General features: G+C 38.2%; 18 protein-coding genes. 10 read left to right on the forward strand and 8 right to left on the reverse strand.

Features of this window, described 5'->3' with window-relative positions:
* Window positions 1-22 precede the first annotated feature (22 nt).
* From ispG to F3G69_RS00315, 3 genes are read left to right on the forward strand one after another with little or no spacing between them, the layout of a single operon-like run.
* The gene (gene ispG, locus F3G69_RS00305; RefSeq protein ID WP_149714102.1) at window positions 23-1,081 is read left to right on the forward strand and encodes a flavodoxin-dependent (E)-4-hydroxy-3-methylbut-2-enyl-diphosphate synthase; all 1,059 of its coding nucleotides are present in this window, start codon (window positions 23-25) and stop codon (window positions 1,079-1,081) included.
* 10 nt (window positions 1,082-1,091) lie between these two features.
* Complete coding sequence (locus F3G69_RS00310) at window positions 1,092-2,504, forward strand: replicative DNA helicase (RefSeq protein WP_107770219.1); 1,413 nt, start codon at window positions 1,092-1,094, stop codon at window positions 2,502-2,504.
* Complete coding sequence (locus F3G69_RS00315) at window positions 2,504-3,778, forward strand: ComEC/Rec2 family competence protein (protein WP_149714103.1); 1,275 nt, start codon at window positions 2,504-2,506, stop codon at window positions 3,776-3,778. Before F3G69_RS00310 ends, F3G69_RS00315 begins: the two co-directional genes overlap by 1 nt.
* On the opposite strand, the gene F3G69_RS00320 is transcribed toward F3G69_RS00315, so the two are convergent.
* From F3G69_RS00320 to F3G69_RS00355, 8 genes are read right to left on the reverse strand one after another with little or no spacing between them, the layout of a single operon-like run.
* The gene (locus F3G69_RS00320) at window positions 3,775-4,638 is read right to left on the reverse strand and encodes an EamA family transporter (RefSeq protein ID WP_149714104.1); all 864 of its coding nucleotides are present in this window, start codon (window positions 4,636-4,638) and stop codon (window positions 3,775-3,777) included. The two genes, F3G69_RS00315 and F3G69_RS00320, sit on opposite strands and share 4 nt — an antisense overlap.
* Complete coding sequence (locus F3G69_RS00325; RefSeq protein ID WP_149714105.1) at window positions 4,631-5,866, reverse strand: TolC family protein; 1,236 nt, start codon at window positions 5,864-5,866, stop codon at window positions 4,631-4,633. Before F3G69_RS00325 ends, F3G69_RS00320 begins: the two co-directional genes overlap by 8 nt.
* The gene (locus F3G69_RS00330) at window positions 5,863-8,889 is read right to left on the reverse strand and encodes an efflux RND transporter permease subunit (RefSeq protein ID WP_149714106.1); all 3,027 of its coding nucleotides are present in this window, start codon (window positions 8,887-8,889) and stop codon (window positions 5,863-5,865) included. Before F3G69_RS00330 ends, F3G69_RS00325 begins: the two co-directional genes overlap by 4 nt.
* The gene (locus tag F3G69_RS00335; RefSeq protein ID WP_149714107.1) at window positions 8,886-9,629 is read right to left on the reverse strand and encodes an efflux RND transporter periplasmic adaptor subunit; all 744 of its coding nucleotides are present in this window, start codon (window positions 9,627-9,629) and stop codon (window positions 8,886-8,888) included. The genes F3G69_RS00330 and F3G69_RS00335 overlap by 4 nt, the downstream gene beginning before the upstream one ends.
* On the reverse strand, window positions 9,626-10,891 hold the full coding sequence (locus tag F3G69_RS00340; RefSeq protein ID WP_149714108.1) for a TolC family protein: 1,266 nt from the start codon (window positions 10,889-10,891) through the stop codon (window positions 9,626-9,628). The genes F3G69_RS00335 and F3G69_RS00340 overlap by 4 nt, the downstream gene beginning before the upstream one ends.
* Complete coding sequence (gene fliP, locus F3G69_RS00345; RefSeq protein ID WP_149714109.1) at window positions 10,891-11,622, reverse strand: flagellar type III secretion system pore protein FliP; 732 nt, start codon at window positions 11,620-11,622, stop codon at window positions 10,891-10,893. The genes F3G69_RS00340 and fliP overlap by 1 nt, the downstream gene beginning before the upstream one ends.
* A gap of 2 nt (window positions 11,623-11,624) precedes the next feature.
* Window positions 11,625-12,404: an OmpA/MotB family protein gene (locus tag F3G69_RS00350; protein WP_035167452.1), complete on the reverse strand. Its 780-nt coding sequence runs from the start codon at window positions 12,402-12,404 to the stop codon at window positions 11,625-11,627.
* Window positions 12,404-13,171, reverse strand: coding sequence for a motility protein A (locus F3G69_RS00355; protein WP_021091276.1), 768 nt, complete (start codon window positions 13,169-13,171; stop codon window positions 12,404-12,406). Before F3G69_RS00355 ends, F3G69_RS00350 begins: the two co-directional genes overlap by 1 nt.
* A gap of 136 nt (window positions 13,172-13,307) precedes the next feature.
* On the opposite strand from F3G69_RS00355, the gene glmU reads away from it, so the two are divergent.
* From glmU to truA, 7 genes are read left to right on the forward strand one after another with little or no spacing between them, the layout of a single operon-like run.
* Window positions 13,308-14,615, forward strand: a complete 1,308-nt coding sequence (gene glmU / locus F3G69_RS00360; protein WP_149714110.1) for a bifunctional UDP-N-acetylglucosamine diphosphorylase/glucosamine-1-phosphate N-acetyltransferase GlmU — start codon at window positions 13,308-13,310, stop codon at window positions 14,613-14,615.
* A complete protein-coding gene (gene coaBC / locus F3G69_RS00365; protein WP_103600950.1) occupies window positions 14,602-15,774 on the forward strand; it encodes a bifunctional phosphopantothenoylcysteine decarboxylase/phosphopantothenate--cysteine ligase CoaBC in 1,173 nt (390 codons plus the stop codon). Before glmU ends, coaBC begins: the two co-directional genes overlap by 14 nt.
* Window positions 15,771-16,457: a hypothetical protein gene (locus F3G69_RS00370; RefSeq protein ID WP_103600951.1), complete on the forward strand. Its 687-nt coding sequence runs from the start codon at window positions 15,771-15,773 to the stop codon at window positions 16,455-16,457. The genes coaBC and F3G69_RS00370 overlap by 4 nt, the downstream gene beginning before the upstream one ends.
* 3 nt (window positions 16,458-16,460) lie before the next feature.
* Window positions 16,461-17,132, forward strand: coding sequence for a polyprenyl diphosphate synthase (uppS, locus tag F3G69_RS00375; protein WP_103600952.1), 672 nt, complete (start codon window positions 16,461-16,463; stop codon window positions 17,130-17,132).
* 7 nt (window positions 17,133-17,139) lie between these two features.
* The gene (locus tag F3G69_RS00380) at window positions 17,140-17,928 is read left to right on the forward strand and encodes a prepilin peptidase (protein WP_103600955.1); all 789 of its coding nucleotides are present in this window, start codon (window positions 17,140-17,142) and stop codon (window positions 17,926-17,928) included.
* Complete coding sequence (locus tag F3G69_RS00385) at window positions 17,921-18,949, forward strand: LptF/LptG family permease (protein ID WP_103600953.1); 1,029 nt, start codon at window positions 17,921-17,923, stop codon at window positions 18,947-18,949. The genes F3G69_RS00380 and F3G69_RS00385 overlap by 8 nt, the downstream gene beginning before the upstream one ends.
* On the forward strand, window positions 18,949-19,680 hold the full coding sequence (truA, locus tag F3G69_RS00390; RefSeq protein WP_103600954.1) for a tRNA pseudouridine(38-40) synthase TruA: 732 nt from the start codon (window positions 18,949-18,951) through the stop codon (window positions 19,678-19,680). Before F3G69_RS00385 ends, truA begins: the two co-directional genes overlap by 1 nt.
* The last annotated feature ends 345 nt before the right edge of the window (window positions 19,681-20,025 follow it).

Raw genomic sequence — 20,025 nt, forward strand, 5'->3', positions numbered from 1 at the left:
ATAAAAATTTAAAGGCAAAATTTTGCAACGATACCCAACAAAACAGATAAAAATTCGTAATGTTTCAATAGGCGGTGATGCGCCAATATCCGTGCAATCAATGACATTTTCAAAGACAAAAGACGTTAAAGGCACGCTTGAGCAGATACAAAGGCTATATTTTGCAGGCTGTGATATCGTGCGCTGCGCAGTTTTTGACAAAGAGGACGCCAGCGCGCTAAAGCAGATCGTTGCGGGCTCACCTATTCCAGTCGTTGCAGATATTCATTTTAACCACATCTATGCGCTCATCGTTAGTGAATTTGTCGATGCTATCCGCATAAATCCAGGTAACATTGGCTCAGCTAAAAACATAAAAGCAGTCGTTGATGCCTGCAAACAGCGAAATTTACCTATCCGTATCGGCGTAAATTCTGGATCGCTTGAAAAGCAGTTTGAAGACCGCTACGGTCGTACGGTGGAGGCGATGGTGGAGAGTGCGATGTATAATATCAAGCTTCTTGAGGATTTTGACTTTACAGATATCAAAATTTCACTTAAATCAAGCGATGTCGAGCGAACAATGCAAGCTTATAGAGCGCTTCGACCAAGGACAAACTATCCATTTCACCTTGGCGTTACTGAGGCAGGTACCACTTTTCACGCGACTATCAAGTCCGCGATCGCTCTTGGTGGGCTTTTGCTTGAAGGCATCGGCGACACGATGAGAGTTAGCATAACAGGCGAGCTAGAAGAAGAGATCAAAGTCGCAAAAGCAATCTTAAAAGATAGTGGCCGCCAAAAAGAGGGTCTAAATATCATCTCATGCCCAACTTGCGGGCGTTTGCAAGCTGATCTCATGGCGGCAGTAAAGCTCGTAGAAGAAAAAACAAAAGGGATAAAAGAGCCACTAAATGTCTCAGTCATGGGCTGCGTGGTAAATGCTATCGGCGAGGCAAAAGGTGCGGACGTCGCCATAGCATTTGGCAAAGGCAATGGCATGATAATGCGTCACGGCGAAGTGGTCGCAAGACTGCCTGAGAGCGAGCTTGTAGATAGATTTTTACAAGAGATCGATGACGAGATAAAAAGTAGAGACTAAAGGAAAAGTTGTGGCAAAGCAAAGAGTTAACGAGATAGAATTTACCAACCTTTATGACATTGATATGGAGCGAGCTATACTAAGCTCCATTTTGCAAAACAACGATATTTTAGGTGAAATTTTTGACATTGTTAAGGCAAAGGATTTTTATCTAAAAGGGCATTCGCAAATATACGATGCAATGGTAGCTTGCCTAAATAGTGATGATCCTATAACTATGCCATTTTTAAAAAATAGACTTGGCGAAAAATACGACGAAGAGCTAATACTAGATATTTTGGGCACAAACTCCCTAATAGACATTCAAAAATACGCAAACGAACTAAGAGAAAAATCTATAAAGCGAAGTCTTGTAAAGATCGCTCACAACATACCAAGCAAAGTAAATGAAGATAAGCCAAGCCGCGATATGGTCGATGATCTTAGCCAGGAATTTTACTCTTTGATAGAAGGTGGAAGCACTGGAGTTATAAAAGAAGGCAAAGAGATCATCATGAAAATGATGGATCATATTAATGCTCAAGCCCTGCTTGGTGAAAAAGATATCGTTGGACTTGATACTGGATTTAAAAAGCTAAATGAGATGATAAAGGGCTTTAAAAATGGAGACCTCATCATCGTCGCAGCTCGTCCAGGCATGGGAAAAACGACACTTTGTTTAAATTTTATGAGTCAGGTTTTAAAAAATAATGCTGGAGTTGTTTTTTTCTCGCTCGAGATGCCAGCTGAACAAATAATGATGAGAATGCTAGCAAGCAAGACCTCTATCCCGCTTCAAGACATAATGACTGCAAAGATGGATGATGAAGCGTTGGCTAGATTTAGCGATGCTTGCGAAGAGTTTGCAGCTAGCAAGCTTTTTGTGCATGATAGCGGCTATGTAAACATCCATCAAGTAAGAACGCAAATGCGAAAATTAAAGGCTATGCATCCTGAAATTTCACTTTGCGTGATCGATTACATCGGTCTTATGATGAGTACAAATAACTACGCTGATCGTCACGTCCAAATAGCTGAAATTTCTCGCGGATTAAAGCTTTTGGCACGTGAGCTAGATATGCCAATCATCGCTCTTTCTCAGCTAAACAGAAGCCTAGAATCTCGCGCAAATAAACGCCCTATGCTAAGCGATCTAAGAGAATCAGGCGCAATCGAGCAAGATGCTGACATCATTCTTTTTGTTTATAGAGATGAGTTTTATCTAGAACAAGAAGAAAAAGAGAAAGAAAAACGCGCAAGTGCCGAGGGCAAAGAGTATAAAAGCAATCATGTCTTTAATAAGCTTCAAGAAAAGGCCGAGATCATCGTTGGCAAAAATAGAAATGGTGAAACTGGCTCAGTTGATGTGCTCTTTCAAAAGCAACACTCAAGGTTTGAAGATATGTCTGTAATGCCAGTATCTGATGTTTCATTTGAAGGCTGATGCGTTTTAAAGCTTTAAAAAATAGAGAAATTTTTACTATATTTTGTCTGTTTTGCCTTTGTATTTTTTCTATAAATTTGGCTATTAGCTACCATAAATATCAAATTTTTATGGACAAAGGCGAACAAGAGCTAACAGCAACCGTGATTTCTAGCTACGAAAAGCTTGGGGATGACGGCAAGAAAAGGCAAATTTTAAAGCTTAAGGCTGATGAGTTTTTATTTTATACGCTTGGAGCTAAAACAGATGACTTTAAAGCTGGAGATAATATATTTCTAAGTGTCATAAATTTAGACGTTAGTTTTAAAGACTATCTTGCTTCCTCCTTTTACATGCCTAGCTTTTCACGCGAAAAACTGCCACAAAAAGCCACGCTAAATATCAACCAAAAATTACAATCACTAATCTACGCCCAGCATGAAAATAGTAAAATTTCACAGCTCTACTCGGCTCTATTTTTAGGCACAAGTATTGACGGCAAGCTAAGAGATGATGTCTCGCACCTTGGTATAGCGCATCTTATAGCCATAAGTGGCTATCATTTAGGTTTTATAAGTGCAGTTATATTTTTTGTATTTAGGCCGCTTTTAAAATTTTTATATGCTAGGTTTTTACCTTTTAGAAACTACAACTTTGATCTAGCTATTATCGTTTTTATAGTCTTGTCATTTTACTTTTTTATAATAGGCTTTATACCAAGCTTTTTGCGAGCATTCTTAATGAGCATTTTAGGATTTTATTGCACGTTAAAAGGTGTTAAAATTTTAAACTTCAAAACACTTTTTATAGTGGCACTTGTTAGCATATCGCTCTTTCCGCAGCTACTTTTTAGTGTAGGTTTTTACTTTTCACTTATGGGCGTTTTTTACATATTTTTATATTTTAAACACCTAAAAGATAAATTTCCGCCCTTCATCCATCTTATACTTTTAAATTTATATGTTTGCTTTGCAATGGAAATTTGCGTGCTTTATTTCTTTCCGCTCATTAGCTTACAGCAGCTTAGCGTCCTTGCTATCAACTACACATTTAGCATTTTTTATCCATTAAGTGCTGCGCTTCACATCGCTTCGTATGGCGACATCTTTGATGGATTGCTAAATAATGTTTTAAATTTTAGACTAAGCTCGACTAAAATTTTCGTGCCAGCTATTATTTTTATCTTTTATAATATCGCTTCGCTTCTAGCTATAAAATTTAGATCCATATTCTACATCTTGCCACTACTTGGGCTTTTATGCTTCGCTATTGCTAGCTATAAAATTTACGCCTAAGCGATCTTCATACCATAAAATTTCATTATCTTGTTATGAATTATCAAAGATATATACATTATGACAGCGCCTAAAATTAACCTAGTTAAGTTTGTATCCTTTTGCCAAAAGACTAAATTTACAATGATGGCAGCTGGAATGAGAGCGTTATTCATGATAGCAAGCACGCCACTATCAACTTCGCAAGCACCTTTGTTCCACATAAAATACCCTAGCCCACTAGCGACCACTCCAAGCCAGAGAAGCACTAAAATTTGCGTTGAAGTAAGTGAAAATTTGGCTGGATTGCCAAGAGTAAGAAGCGCAACGACAGCTACAAAAAATGCACCAAAATGAAAGTAGCCAAAGACATTTTTTTGATCCACGTCAAATTTTTCTAAAAGTGCTTTATATGCACTCTGCCCTGCCCCAAAGCAGATATTTGCCGCTTGCACTAGCAAAAAGCCCTTTAATACACCATCGTTTATAGCGCCATATTTTATAACCAAAGCTCCAAAAACCGCAACGCCAACGCTAAATAGATAAAGTGGCCTAAATTTAAAGCTAAATGCGTCATAGATAAGCGTCACATAAAACGGCGTAAAAATGGTAAAAAGTGCGACTTCTGGCACACTTAGATACAAAAATGAATTGTAATAAAATAGATACATAAGTCCTATTTGCACCGCTCCGATCGCCATGATGCCAAATGCGAGCTTTGGGCTGATACCACGAAATTTTGTAAATGGTAAAAAGACTAAGCTCGCAAGCGCAACCCGAATAAAAACAGCCAAGTAGCTATCAACCTTGCCAGCTAAAAACTCACCTATTAAACTAAAGCTAAACGCCCACAAAATGGTTACAAAGATCAGTTTATTCAATTATCACCTCATTTATTTTTCTTGCACATTCAAAAAAATACTCAAGCTTGTTTAGCTCAAGCAAATCGCCATCAAGTATGAAATTTGCCCTGTCGCTAAAATTTCTCTCACTCACAAATAGAAATTCTTCATATTTTATCTCGCCATCAAGATAGCCATTTAGCAGATCAATAAAATCACTATCAAGCTTATCTTGCTTCAAATCTTGCAAATTTAACTTTGCACTTAAGCCTTTGATCGTGCTTTCTAGCTCTTTTAGGCGAGTGATTATCCTATTTTCTTCATCGCTTAGATTAAGTGCCGCCTTTTGCTCTTCAATGCGTTTAACTTGACTCTGCTTGCTAAGACTTAAGCTATCAGGCAGCTTCCACTCAAACTCCACTCTAGGCTTGTTCGCATCAGCGTAAGCACCTATCATCTGCGAAGTCGTCCTCTCACCTTTTTTAAAGCTGTTATTATTCACACTTTGCGTATCTTTTAAGTAAATTTTTGGAGCAAATTTGCTCTTTTGCTTCTCATTTTCTTGCTCTTTTATAAATTTTTCTTGCTCCATCGCCCCAAGTTTTGCGCTTATATCATCTTTACTAAAATCAGGCATCATTATCTTTGAACCAGCATTAAAGCCGATCTCGCCGTTTGAGAGCAAATTTATCCTTGAGTTTAGCTCGGCTAGCTTAAGCCCAAGCTCGTCAAGCTCAGCTCTTTTTTTATCAAGAGTAAAATTTATCGCATCAAACTCAGCTTTATTTATCTCACCATACTCAAACCAAAACTCATTTTCAGCCGCAGCCTTGGCAAAGCTATCCACAAATTTTGTCTCTAAATTTATAAGTGAATTTAGTGCAACGGCGTTGAAATAGACCTTTGCGACCTGAAAAGCAGTGAGATTCATCAGCTCTTCATCTTTGTAAATTTTCTCCACGCCCTTGTGATCTAAAATTTTATCAGCAGCCTCGCTTGCACCACCGTCAAAGATGAGATACTCGACCTTTGCCGTGATCGATCCAGCCTTTGTCATATATCCGCCCTTTAGCTCGTCAGGCACAAAGGTATATCTGCCATCAAGGGATAAATTTAGCTTGTTGCTCTTGTTTTTATTTATATATTCGTTTTTATTAAATTCTTTCAAACTCTCAAGCTTCGCACTTTGCGCCAGAGCGATGATCTCTAGTAAATTTCCAGCCCAAAGAGGCAAAGCAAAGAGCAAAACAGCCAAAATTTTCTTCAAATTCTCTCCCTTTCATAAAATTTTCTTATAAATTTATCAAGATTATAAACCCAAGCAAAGAGCACAGGTACGACAAGCAGGCTTAGCAAAGTTGAGCTAATGAGCCCAAAGATGATGCTTATAGCCATAGGCGAGTTGGCTTCAAACCCAGCTCCTCTGCTAAGTGCAAGAGGGAGCATAGCAAATATCATCGCAAAAGTAGTCATCAAAACAGCTCTTAGTCGCTTTTTAGCAGCCATTTTCACAGCTTCGTTTGCCTCCATGCCGCTATTTGCAAAGTGGTTTGCAAAATCAACCACCAAAATGGCGTTTTTACCGACCATGCCAAAGAGCAAGATGACGCCAACCATGACAAATAGACTAAATGGATTGCCGCTTATAAAAAGACCGATCACGACGCCGCAAAAGGCAAGTGGCATAGCAAGCATGATGAGAAATGGCAGCAAAAAGCTCTCGTAAAGTGCAGCAAGCACCATGTAAATAAGCACCGCGCTAGCACTTACCGTAAAGATAAATGAAGCGTTCGTATCATCCATCAGCTCAACAAATCCTAGAAATTTATACTTGAAATTTACTGGCAAAATTTCATCAAGCTTCTTTGAAATTTCATTTGCCACGCTATTTAGCGGAGCGTTGTTTTTGGTATTTGCTAGAAATTTTATCTCATCGGCTCTATTAAACCTTGAAATACTAGCTGGCTTTTGCTCAAAACTAATCGTCGCCACATCGCCAAGTGTGACAAAAAAGCCCTCATTGCTTCTTATCTTGGTCTTTAAGATACCATTTGTATCGCTTCTAAATTTATCATCAAGGCGCATGTAAAGCTCATACTCTTTGCCATTTTCGTTTTCAAAAACAGAGACCTCGTTCTCATTAAATGCGCTATAAACGGCGCTTGCAACGCTGGCTTTGTCTAAATTTAGCCTTTTTGCCTTATCTTCATCTATAGAAATTTGCACACGCTTTAGCAGATCTTCTTCGGGCGAATTTACGTCCGTTGCGTCATTTATCTCTTTTAGCATCTTGCTGATCTTTGGCACAAATTTCTCTAGCTCTTTGCCATTTTCGGAGGTGATAGTAAGCTTAACTGGCTGCACATCGCCACCTTCAACCACTGGCAAGTCAGCTACGATGACGCTCATATCATCACTTTTTAGCTTGTCACGAAAACTTTGCATGATAGCGTTTTGCCGCTCGTGATTAGCTCTATCTTTTAGCTCCTTTAGCCTAACATAAGCTTTTACAAGATAAGGCTGCTTAGCGTCTGTGTAGCCAAGGATGAAGTAGGCGTAAGCTACCTGCGGATCAGCATTTATGAGTGAAATTTTATCTTTTAGCCTCTCTTTGCTAGCTTGCAGGCTAAGTGAGGGATCAAGTTTAAAGTAGATGTTAAACTCCGAGTTATCCTCGCTTGGCATGAAGTCACCGCCTACAAATTTAGCCAGAGCAAATGAGCAAACAACGACCACAAGCGTTATGGCTAAAAATATGAGCTTAAATTTAAGTGCTAAGGCTAAAAGCTTCTCGTAGCCATTTTCAAGCGCCTCAAAAAAGGGCTCGCTTTTTAGAAAAAAGCCGCTTTGTTTGGCATTTACAAACCTAGCACTAAGCGTTGGCACGAGAAAGATACTCACAAAAAACGAGATGACGATGCCAGCTGCCACGCTCATGGCAAAGGAGTTAAAGTACTTGCCAACGATGCCGCTCATAAAGGCTATTGGCACGAAGACGCAAAGTAGCACGAGCGAGATCGCAAAGACGCTAAATGCTATCTCTTTTATGCCTGCAAAGCTTGCCTTTAGGGCATTTGGCTCATCTTTTAGCTTGCTAGCAATATTTTCAGTGACAACTATCGCATCATCGATGAAAATTCCAATGCCTAGCGTTAGCGCTATGAGGCTTAAGCGGTTGATGTCGTAGCCTAGGGCATTTATGATGAAAAATGTTGCCACGATGCTAGTTGGTATCGCTACGACTGAGATGATGGTGATAGAGAAATTTCTTAAAAACAGATAGACGATCACGATGGTTAGCAAGACGCCAAGGATCATATCAAAGGCGGTTTGATCGATGTGTTTTTGTATCACTTCGCTCTTATCGTAGGCTATTTTTACGTCGTATTCGCTACCAAGCAGGCTTTTAAACTGATCTAGCTTTGACTTAGCTAGAGCGATCACGGTTAGAGCGTTTGCGTCAGGAGCTAGCTCAAGACCCAGCAAGACGCCACTTTTTTTATCCATTATCGCTGCTTCATTTGCGTCTTTGTAAGAGAGATCAACATTTGCGATATCTTTTAAAAAGACCCCTTGCTTGATCGTTAAATTTCTTATCTCATCTATGCTTTTGGCGCTGAAATTTGACTTGATCGCCATTTGGATCTGCTCATTTTCTATCTTACCAAGCGGCGCTTTTAAATTTTCAACCTTTATCAAATTTGCCACTTCGTTTGCACTAAGGGCGTTTTTATCAAGCTTAAATCTATCTAGTAAAATTTTCACCGCTGGCTCTAAAAAGCCATTTGTCTTGACCTTTGAAACGCCGCTAATTCGCTCCAAAAATGGCTTTGCCACGTCATCGATCTCTTGCATGAGCTTGGTTTGATTATTATCAAGCCTTGTGATAAAGAGACTAAAGACAGAAGATGAGAGACCATTTAGCTTTTCTATCTCGTAGTTTGCGTTTAGGCGTGCTTTTTGCATCTTGTCACGGACATCATTTGTGGCGCTCTCTAGGTCTTTGTTTAGCTCAAATTCGATGCTAACCACACTTAGGTTATCAAAGCTTGTTGAGTAAATTTTCTTGATGCCTTCAATGCTTGAAATTTCATCTTCAATCTTTTGCGTGATCTTAGTTTTTATATAGTTCATATCACCATTTGCGTAGGTCGTGATCTTAACGATTGGGATATTTACTTGTGGGTATAAATTTACATTCATCGTCTTTAGCGAGTAGATGCCAAAGACAACGAGGCTTAAAAATATCATAAGCGTAGTTATGGGGCGGTTTATGGCTGTTTTTATCATTTATTTTCGCCGATTATCACTTTGCCTTGACCAAACATGCCAGGTTTTAAGCTTGTGCTATAAGCCTGGGCGTAAAATTTCCTAGTCTCTCTCTTAATTTCTGGATAAATTAGCGCAATTTTTACCTCTTTTTCATCGCTTGCTGCGTCAAGTTTAAATTTAAATGTGTCGCCAACTCTTACTAAATTTGCGTATTTTTCATCGATCGTTATTAAAATTTTAGCCTCCTCAGAGTTTAAGACAAAGGCTGGCTGAAGCGGTGAAACACCCTCTCCAAGCTCAATGTTTTTACTAGCAATAACGCCATCAAACGGAGCTTTTAAAAGAGCCTTTTTAAGATGATCATCTGCGTTTAAGATGGCTATCTCAGCCGCTTGCACCCTAAGAGCTGCTTCGTCAAATTTATACTTTACCTCGTCAAATTCTTGCTTTGAAGTGACGTCCCTTACTTGAGTAAATTTGTTTAAAGTATTTTTTGCAAATTCACTAGCATTTTTTGCCAGCTCAAGATCATTTTTTGCCTTTTTTAGAGCGATTTCTAGACTGCTTTGATCAAGAATAGCTAGCACGTCGCCTTTTTTAACGTGGCTTGATACATCTACAAAAATTTTATCCACCTTGCCACTACCCTCAAAAGCAAGCTTTGAGCTTTGCTTAGCATAGACTTCAAAATCAGCAAAAATTTCCTCACTAGCAAATGAAAAAATGCCAAATATCATCAAAATTATTAGCTTTTTCAATCCCTAATCCTCTCTAAAATCGGCTCGCCATTCTCAAAAAAGAACTCTGCTTTTTTGATCTCAAGCTCATCTTTTGCACTCTCAAAAAGGCTAATGGCATCAAATTTTTGAGAAAGCGCCTCAAGTAGGTCGCTATATCCTAAAAGCCCAGAGTTATACTTCTCATAGCTAGCTTTTAATGCCAAATCACTTGCTTTTACATATTCGTTTAGTGAAGCGATTTTTGAAGTAAGCACCACTATTTCACTTTGCAAATTTTTAAGCCTTGTCTCATTTTCACGCCTTTTATACTCCAAATTTAGCCTTGCCTCATCAAGCGCAATCTTTTGGGCCTGACTCCTCTTACTAGTGGCGAAAAAATCAAAAATTTTCCATTTAAAAGTGATACCAAATTTATTGCCATGAGTATCTTCTTTTAGGTATTTATCCACGTATGAGCGGTAAGAACTGAGCCTGCCTAGATCAATATCGTAATTATTTTTATAAAATCCATATGTGTCATAAAGCATTATTTGAGGCAAAAAACCAGCTCTTGCCTCACTAAGCTTGGCCTCACCTAAAAATATATCTTGGCTTAGTCTATCAAGCTCGGCATTCTTTGAAGCTAAATTTGAGCTAATATCAGCCATCTTTGCTCCAGCTACTGGCAAAATTTTCTCACCAGTTAGCAAATTTATCTCATTTAAAATTTGCTCCATTTTATTTTTGTATTCAAGCTGCGTGCTATTAGCTAAGTAATATTTAGCCCTTACATTTTCAAGCTCATCTTTTGCGGCAAGGCCTGCAATGTTTGCCTTTTCAAGCTTATCTAAAACGCCTTTTAAAAATTTTGCTTGAGCCTGCTTGGCTGCGATTATATTTTCAAGTGCAGCTGCGTTAAAGTATAAATTTACGGCCTTAAGTGCAAGGTAGTTTTTAGCTTCATCGCTTGCGATGGCGGCTTTGTTTTTTAAAAGCTGGCTCATCTTTAGCCTAGCCTCTCTCGCTCCGCCATCATAAAGCAAAAAATCTATCCTAGCTAGCACACCGGCTGACTCTTTAGCGACTACACTTGGAAAAGTGCTTGCATTTTTGCCGTATGAGCCCTCTAGGCTAAGACTTGGCATATATGAGCTCAATGTGGCTTCATCGCTTAAATTTGCTCTTTTTAGCTCAAGCTCTTTGATCTTTGAAATTTCATTTTGCGTTGCTTTGTTTGCGATCACGCTTAAATTTGAACCAAGCAAAAATACCGGCAAAAAAATGAATAAAAAATTTTTCATTAGTGAAAGCTTTTTACAAGATTTCCTATTAGTAAATTCCAGCCATCAACAAGCACGAATATGAGCAGTTTAAATGGTAGTGAGATCATTACAGGAGGAAGCATCATCATACCCATAGCCATCAGCACTGAGCTTACGACCATGTCGATGACAAGAAATGGCAAATAGAGCAAAAACGCAATCTCAAAAGATGTCTTTAGCTCACTTATCATGAAAGCTGACATTGCGATACTTAGCGGTATCTCTTCAATATTTGCTGGATTTTGTAAATTTCTAATCCTAAAGAAAAGTGCAAGGTCTTTTTCTCTTGTGTTTTTTACCATAAATTCTTTAAAAGGCTTTAAGCTATTATCAAGCATCTCCTCATAGCCTATCTGCTCAGCTATATAAGGCTTTATGCCATCATTATAGCTCTTTTGCCCAACTGGCTCCATGATAAAAAATGTAAGAACCATCGCAAGCGAGATGAGTACTGTTGAAGGTGGAACTTGTTGCGTGCCCATGGCTTGGCGTAAAAATGAAAATACGATAACAAGCCTTAAAAAACTTGTCATCATAAAAATGAGCGAAGGAGCAAGTGCAAGTGCGGTGAGGATTAGCAAAACATTTAGAGAATTTACAAGCTGCTCGGCATTTGCTGGAGAATTTAGACTTAAATTTATAGTTGGTAGCGCAGGATCAGCCCCAAAAACCGTGCAAAGTAAAACCGCTAAACCAAGCAGTGCTTTCACGACTAATTCCTCATATCAAGGATACTTTTCTTAGTAGCCTCTTTATTTTTTGGCTCAAGCGATATGAAGTGAATTTCTACTCTATTATTCTTAGCCCTACCATCTTCTGTGCTGTTGCTAGCGATCGGATCAAACGAAGCTTTGCCAGAAGCTATTATTCTATTTTGTGGTACGCCATCGTTGATTAGCTCTTCAACCACGCTTAAAGCCCTTGCAGTTGAGAGCTGCCAGTTATTTTTATAAGCTGAGTCTTTACTTGGTTCTATATTATCTGTATGGCCGATAATATCGGCTTTTACATCATTAGGCATTTTTGCCACAATCATGCCTATTCGTTTTAAAAATAGCTTCGCATCTTCACCAGAAATTTCAGCACTATCCTTATCAAAAAGCATAGCCGCTGGAAGCCTTACGATAAAGCCATCTTCACTCTCTTCCATAGTGATCTCAGGTGCCCCGCTAGCAGCTAGTAACTCATTTATCTTTTTAACATTCATATTTAGCTCGCTTTGTGAGCCCTTTTGCTTGCTTATCTTTTTTGCACGAGTATTTTCTGGATCTGTCTCTTTTTCTATCTGATTTTCAGGCCTAGCACCACCTTCAAGCACACTTAAAGCACCAGCTAGTGAGCCAACAGCAGCCTCCATCTTTTTAGCATCCATTGTCGCCATAGAAAGCAATAAAACGAAAAAACAAAGCAAAAGTGACATAAGGTCACCAAAAGCAGCTAGCCACTCAGGCATACATTTTGGACACTCTTCTGGTTTTATTAACTTACCCATTATTCAAACTGACTTTTTCTATCTTTTGGTGGTAAAAATGCTAAGAGTTTAGCTTCAAGCGTTCTTGGATTATCACCCGCTTGTATCGACATGATTCCCTCAAGTACGACTTGTTTTTCAAGTGCTTCATCAGCATCGCGAATAGAGAGGATGTTTGCCACAGGCGCACCTATGATGTTACCTATCATCGCACCATAAAGCGTCGTAAGCAAGGCAACCGCCATTGATGGACCGATCGCACTAGGATCTGACATGTTAAGAAGCATCGCAACAAGACCAATGAGCGTACCGATCATACCCATAGCACCCGCAAAACCGCCGACTTGCTCAAAAATTTTAATATTATTTGAATGTCTTGTACTAGTTTGATCAATATCGATCTCTAAAAGCGCTCTGATCGCATCTGGCTCATTGCCATCAACTGCCATTGAAAGGCCTCTTTTTAAAAACTGATTTGTCTCATTATTTACTTCGCTTTCGAGCGATAAGATACCATCACGTCTAGCTTTAGTTGAATAATCGACTATTTTTTTTATAGTCTCAGGTAAATTTACTACGACTGATGGCTTAACAGCAATGCCATAAAATTTACCAATTCCTTTAAGCGTCTCCATCTTGAAGCCAACCATCATAACGCCGATAGTACCACCAAAAACGATCATCACAGAAGGGATATCGATGTATGGTCCTATACCAACGCCTATCGCCATTGATCCAAACAAAAGCACCAGGGTCAAAACCCAGCCGACGACGGTTCCTAAATCCATTTAAGCTCACTTTATTTATAAATTCTTAAGAATTGCTATTTTATTAGCTTTTTGTTGAAACAATCGTTAAATTAAAAAAAATGTTTGCCATTTTTTGCTACAATCTGCGAAATTTTTAACGTTAAAAGGCTTAAAAATGAACAATACTTCAATCATAATTTTAGCGGCTGGTCTTGGCACCAGAATGAAATCAAAACGCCCAAAAGTTCTATTTGAACTTTGCGGTGAGCCAATGATCATTCACATCTTAAAGCAAGCTTATGCGATCACAAATGACGTTAGCGTCGTGCTTCACTATGAAAAAGAGTTAATTAGCAAAAAGATAAAAGAAATTTTCCCTCAAACTAAAATTTTTGAGCAAGATCATACAAATTTCCCAGGCACTGCTGGAGCGATAAAAAGCGTAAATTTAAGCGGCGAAAAGGTGCTTGTGACTTGTGGCGACATGCCTCTTGTAAAATCAACCGATCTAATGCGTCTAGCAAATGCTGAAGCGGACGTGGTTATGAGCTCATTTGAAGCAGCAAATCCTTTTGGCTACGGTAGAGTCATCATAAAAAATGGCAAAGTTGAAGGCATCGTCGAGCAAAAAGATGCTAGTGAAGCACAACTTGCGATAAAAAGCGTAAATGCTGGTTGCTACTGCTTTAAACGCGAAGCATTAGAGCAAATTTTACCGCTCATAAACAACCAAAACGCGCAAAAAGAGTACTACCTAACTGACGCCATAAAAATAGCAAATGAAAAGGGTTTAAAGTGCGTTGCAGTGAATGTTAGCGAGCAAAATTTTATGGGCATAAATGATAAATTTCAGCTTAGCATTGCAGAAAAAATAATACAAGATGAGATCAAGCAAAATTTGATGAAGGCTGGCGTTTTGATGCGCATGCCTGAGAGCATTTTCATAGATAGCAGGGCTAAATTTGAAGGCGAGTGCGTGCTCGAAGAAAACGTAAGTATCCTTGGTGAGTGCGTCATCACAGAAAGTATCATCAAAAGCTCATCGGTGATCGAAAGCAGCGTTATTAAAAACTCAGACATCGGTCCACTAGCTCACATCAGGCCAAATTCTGAAATTTCTGATACGCACATAGGAAATTTCGTCGAGGTTAAAAAAGGCGTTCTTAGCGGCGTAAAAGCTGGACATTTGAGCTATCTTGGCGACTGCGAGATAGAAAGTGGCACAAACATCGGATGTGGTACGATCACATGCAACTACGACGGCAAAGCAAAACACAAAACAAAGATCGGCAAAAACGTCTTTATTGGCTCAGATACACAGCTGGTTGCTCCTGTAAATATCGCTGATAACGTTATCATCGCAGCAGGAAGCACTATCACAAAAGACGTTGAGAGCGGAGCTCTAGCTATCAGCAGAGGTCGTCAAGAGAACAAAAGCGGCTTTTTTGAGAAATTCTTTGGCAAAGATGATGTTAAAAAATAAGAAAATTTTACTAGCAGTTTGCGGCAGCATCGCCTTTTACAAGGCATTTGAAATTTTATCGCTGCTTAAAAAGAAAGGCGCTGATGTTTACGTGGCTTTAAGTGACGGAGCGCTTGAATTTTGCAGCGTAAGCGGCTTTGAAGCGTTAAGCGAGCATAAAGTTTTAAGCTCACAAACGCAAAACTGGCAAGACGGCGTAAATCACATAGCCTACTCTAAAATGGATCTGGTCCTCATCGCACCTGCCTCGGTAAATACGATAAATAAGCTAACAGCTGGCATCTGTGACAATGTCTTTATGCAAACGCTAATCGCCGCCTCGCACGTGCCTTTAGTCGTTGCCCCTGCTGCAAATAATAATATGATCGAGCACTTTTCTACACAAAATTCGCTTGAAATTTTAAAGAAAAACGGCGCTTTAATAGTTGAGCCGGTTCTTAAAACTCTAGCTTGTGGCGACGTTGGTAAGGGCGGTCTTGCAAACCTTGAAGTAATAGTTGAAGCTGTTATTAAAAGGCTTAGCAAGCCACTTTTTGCAGGCAAAAAAGTGGTGATAACTGGTGGCGCGACAACCGAAAAGATAGATGATGTTAGAGCCATTACAAATTTCTCAAGCGGCAAGATGGCGATGGCGATTGCAAGGGCTTTTTACTACGCTGGTGCTGATGTTACGCTACTTGCTAGCTTTGAAACCGCAAACGAGCCATTTGAGATTTTAAAATTTAGCTCAAGTAGCGAACTTTTAGAGCTTTGCAAGAGCGAGTGCGAGAGTACGAATTTGCTTGTAATGTGTGCTGCGGTAAGCGATTTTGTTCCGACAAAAATTGATGGCAAGATAAAAAAAGAGGACGTCGGCGAAATTTTAAGCTTAAGTCTAAAGAGAAATGTCGATATTTTGCAAAGCTTAAAAGAGTTTAATTGTAAAAAGATCGGCTTTAAGCTTGAAATATCAAGTGAGAGCGCACACAAAAACGCTAGAGCAATGCTAGAGCAAAAGGGGCTTGACGCAGTTTGCCTAAATATCTTGGGTGAGAAAAATGGCTTTGCAAGTGAGCAAAATGAGGTAAATTTCATCACGAAAAATAATGAAACTTTGCTACCGCTTGCCGCAAAAGACGAGATCGCAAGACATATCGTGGAGCTAGCGGCAAATTTATGATAGAGAAAATTTCTCGCATTCAAAAAATAGCAAAAAATGCAAATTCTCCGTTAGTAGCTATAAATTCGTCACTTCCGCTTAGTATCTTGGTAAGCCAAAAAATCGGTTTTAACAGATACATTTTAAATTTTGCAAATAGAAATTTAAATACAAAAAGCGCAAAAGAGCTAAACGTAGGCTCGAAATACTGGGGCGAGGTGCAAAGTCAGGGCGAGAATATTGTCATAAAAAATTTATACGAAAAGCCAAGAATTTTAGACGAAGATGTCTTGGCTGATGGGCTAAATCTTATCGAAAATTTGATAGAAAATGAGAATTTATCGTGGTTTTATGACTATTTATTTAAAAGTCTAAGTGAAGCTAAAACAAAAGACGAGATGAAAGTGCTAGCGAAAATGCTCTTTGCTCTGCAAGAAAATGTCGTGCACATACCATTTATTTATAATGGTACAAACGGCGTTTTTCAGCTAAAAAAAGAGGAGAATGATATGAAAATTTTTTTAATATTCTCAAATTTTGCTCCACTTGTTTTTAAATTTAAAGATGAAGTTTTATACGAGATCACGACTCCATTTAATAATGTAGCTAGCTTGCTAAAAAAAGAATTTAGCGCCAACATAACAGTGCAAAATGTGAGTGCTCTTTGGAGCAAAAAAGAACAAATTATTGATATAAAAGGCTAAAGATTGAATGAATTAAACCACCTTGCTATTATCATGGATGGAAATGGACGCTGGGCTAAAAAACGTGGATTTTTGCGGACAAATGGGCACGAAGCTGGAGCAAATGTAGTAAGCGATATGTGCGAATTTTGTATCGATAATGGAGTGAAAATTTTAAGTCTTTACGCATTTAGTACTGAAAACTGGAAAAGACCGCAAAAAGAGGTCGAATTTTTGATGAATTTGCTTAAGAAATTTCTCATTTTAAAGCGCGCTGATTTTATAAAAAATGATATCAAATTTAACACGATCGGCGATATTTCGCCATTTAGCGATGAGCTAAAAAACGAGATAGAAATCACCAAAAACGCTACAAGAGAGAATAAAAATTTATTATTAAATTTAGCTATAAACTACGGCTCAAAAGATGAGATCATTAGAGCTGTGAGAAAGCTAAATTTAAAAGGCACAGAGATAAACGAAGCAAGCCTAAATGCAGCACTTGATGAGAGTGAGCCAGTGGATCTTCTCATTAGAACTGGCGGCGAAAGTAGGCTTTCAAATTTCATGCTCTGGCAGGCAAGCTACGCGGAGCTATTTTTTACGCCAACACTTTGGCCTGACTTTAGCAAGGATGAGCTTACAAGCATCGTTAGCAAATTTAAAAACATAGAGCGAAGATTTGGCGGAGTTTAGCGAGATAATGGATAATTTAGTCATCTTTTTTGCCGTTTTTGCTTTTGTTTTGGGTATTTGCGTGGGCTCATTTTCAAATGTGCTGATATATCGCTTGCCACGAAATGAAAGTATAAATTTCCCAGCTTCTCATTGCCCAAACTGCGATCATAAGCTAAATTTTTATCACAATGTTCCAATTTTTTCGTGGCTATTTTTAGGCGGCAAATGTGCCTTTTGCAAGCAAAAAATAAGCCTTGTTTATCCGCTGGTTGAGCTAGCTTCTGGATTACTTTTTCTGATCTGCTTTTTTAAAGAGTGCGGCGAAATTTTAAGCGTAGAAACATTGCTTTACGCACTATTTTTAGGGCTTTGTTTTGTTATGTTGTTAGCTCTTAGCGTCATAGACATAAGATATAAAGCTGTGCCAGATCCTCTGCTTTTTGCGGCGCTATTTTTCGCACTTATCTATGCTCTGATGCTTTTTATATTTAAAGGAAATTTTGCTCAAATTTTAAATTTATTCCTTTTTGCACTTATCTTTTGGGCACTGAGATTTGTCGTAAGCTTTGCTATAAAAAGAGAAGCAATGGGTAGTGCAGATATCTTTATAGCAGCGATTATCGGAGCTATCTTGCCAGTCAAACTGGCTCTAGTGGCGATCTATCTTGCAGCACTTTTTACACTTCCAGTCTATGCGGTCGTTCAAAAAAAGGGCTATGAGCTGGCTTTTGTGCCGTTTTTAAGTCTTGGCTTACTTATTACATACGCTTTTAAAGAGCAAATTTTAGAAATTTTAAGGTTTATTTATGAGTAGAGTAAATAGATATCTTTTGTTTAACTTCCTAGGGACTTTTGCGTCGCTATTTAGTACGCTTTTTTTGATCATGTCGATCGTATTTTTCATCCAGATCGCGCGCATCACTTCTTACATTGAGATCAGTTTTGGCGAGCTTTTTAAACTCTACTCATTTATGCTTCCACGTGTACTACTTTTTGTCGTGCCTATCGCATTTTTTGTATCACTTGCCATGACTCTTTTTAGATTATCAAAAGAGAATGAAAGTATCGTTATTTTTACGCTTGGTGGCTCACCAAATAAGATTGCTAAATTTTTCTTAATATTTTCAGCATTTTTAAGCACCGCTCTACTTATAATCGCTACCATAATGATACCAATAGCCGCACAGCTAAATGCAAATTTTATTGATTATAAAAAGACTGTTGCAAAGCTAAATTTAAAGCCAACTCAGTTTGGACAAAAATTTTCTGACTGGATGGTCTATGTGGGTAGTGAAATGCAAGATAACAACGGCACTACTTATAAAGATATCGTAATGTTTAATCCTTACATTAAAGACTCCCAACGCTTAATCACTGCAAAAAACGCAAAGATCACTAATACAAATCAAAGCATTGAGCTCTCTTTAGTAGATGGAAAAATGTATGATATAAAAGATGAAATTTATCATCAAAGCAACTTCAAATCCATGAAAATAAGGACTGCCCAAGGTGAAGAGATAAGCGATATAGGCAGTATAAAAGAGTACTGGACGGAGGCAAATAGTAGTGAAAAAAGAAGAAAAGACCTTAGCACATATGTGCTTGTTGCGCTATTTCCACTTGCCAGTACGCTTTTTGCCATAAGCTTTGGCATCGTTACTTATAGATATGAAAAAGGCATGGTTTATGTTGGTACGTTTGGCGTTTTATTTGGGTATTTTACACTCATAATGCTATTTTCATCAAAACCAGCTTTTGCGATCCCGCTCATATTTTTCGTCTTTTTATTGGCAGGAATTTTGCTTTTTAAAGCCAAAATCATGCGAAGATACTAATGAAAATCCAACTAATTTATAGCTACGATGGCTCCAAATTCCAAGGCTCGCAAACTCAGCCGCATGAAAATGGCGTAGAAGATGAGCTTTCGCGTGCTCTAGCTCACGTTGGAATATTTGAAAAAATAGTCTCTAGCTCACGTACAGACAAAAACGTTCATGCGATCAATCAAAGCTCAAGCGTAATTTGTGGCGATCATTTTAAAAATTTTGAGCACTTAAAAGAGCTAATCAACCGCCATACTCATCCAAATATTCATATAAAACGTATAAATTTAGTTGATGAAAATTTTCAAGCAAGGTTTGATGCCGCAGCAAGGTCTTATAGATACATTATAGATCATGGAGAATTTGATGTTTTTGGCTCAAACTATAAAGTCTTTTTGCCAAAATTTGATATCAAAAAAGCAAATGAAATTTTATCTAATTTTATTGGCGAGCATGATTTTAGCTCCTATATGAAAACAGGAAGTGATACAAAAAGTCCGGTACGAGAAATTTTTAAGGCATTTTGCTATGAATACAAAAACCAAACTATCATCGTTTTTAAAGCAAATGGCTTTTTACGTGCTCAAGTACGGCTTATGGTTGCAAATCTACTTAAGGCCTTAAGTATAAAAAATGGTAGTGAGCTCATCAATGCTTCACTTAACGGATGTTCCGCTCTAACTCGTATCCCAGCTCCAGCTGAAGGGCTTTATCTAAATAGAGTTTTTTATAAATTTAATTAGATATTTAGAATATTCAATAGTAAGCTTATTTAAAATGTTAAATAGAGAATCTTATAAATCAGAATTTATAACTAGTTTGCACATTGCCCCACCTAAAGTCCCCTCTCACCTATAACTAACACCCTAAAATCCTTAACCCCTCCCCTCCTAAAAGCACAAGAAGCTTTAGAGAATAGTTTAAGAAACATTACTTTACAAGATCTATTAGATGAGCTTATTAATTTATAAAATTTAAAAAGTAGACAAACTAGGTTATAGAATTTAAAAAGCAGGCAGATATATAAAAACCAATCTATTTTATTTATTAGGAACGCTATGCGCTCCTAACTATTTTTATGTATCTTT

This window comes from Campylobacter concisus (genome assembly GCF_902460625.1).
GTDB classification, from domain to species: domain Bacteria; phylum Campylobacterota; class Campylobacteria; order Campylobacterales; family Campylobacteraceae; genus Campylobacter_A; species Campylobacter_A concisus_AD.

Excerpts from the sequence above, each read along its gene's own strand:
- F3G69_RS00380 (WP_103600955.1), top strand. The coding sequence starts at position 17,140 with ATGGATAATTTAGTCATCTTTTTTGCCGTTTTTGCTTTTGTTTTGGGT.
- F3G69_RS00350 (WP_035167452.1), bottom strand. The coding sequence starts at position 12,404 with ATGGGTAAGTTAATAAAACCAGAAGAGTGTCCAAAATGTATGCCTGAG.
- F3G69_RS00355 (WP_021091276.1), bottom strand. The coding sequence starts at position 13,171 with ATGGATTTAGGAACCGTCGTCGGCTGGGTTTTGACCCTGGTGCTTTTG.
- coaBC (WP_103600950.1), top strand. The coding sequence starts at position 14,602 with ATGTTAAAAAATAAGAAAATTTTACTAGCAGTTTGCGGCAGCATCGCC.
- glmU (WP_149714110.1), top strand. The coding sequence starts at position 13,308 with ATGAACAATACTTCAATCATAATTTTAGCGGCTGGTCTTGGCACCAGA.
- F3G69_RS00370 (WP_103600951.1), top strand. The coding sequence starts at position 15,771 with ATGATAGAGAAAATTTCTCGCATTCAAAAAATAGCAAAAAATGCAAAT.
- F3G69_RS00330 (WP_149714106.1), bottom strand. The coding sequence starts at position 8,889 with ATGATAAAAACAGCCATAAACCGCCCCATAACTACGCTTATGATATTT.
- truA (WP_103600954.1), top strand. The coding sequence starts at position 18,949 with ATGAAAATCCAACTAATTTATAGCTACGATGGCTCCAAATTCCAAGGC.
- F3G69_RS00385 (WP_103600953.1), top strand. The coding sequence starts at position 17,921 with ATGAGTAGAGTAAATAGATATCTTTTGTTTAACTTCCTAGGGACTTTT.
- F3G69_RS00340 (WP_149714108.1), bottom strand. The coding sequence starts at position 10,891 with ATGAAAAATTTTTTATTCATTTTTTTGCCGGTATTTTTGCTTGGTTCA.
- F3G69_RS00315 (WP_149714103.1), top strand. The coding sequence starts at position 2,504 with ATGCGTTTTAAAGCTTTAAAAAATAGAGAAATTTTTACTATATTTTGT.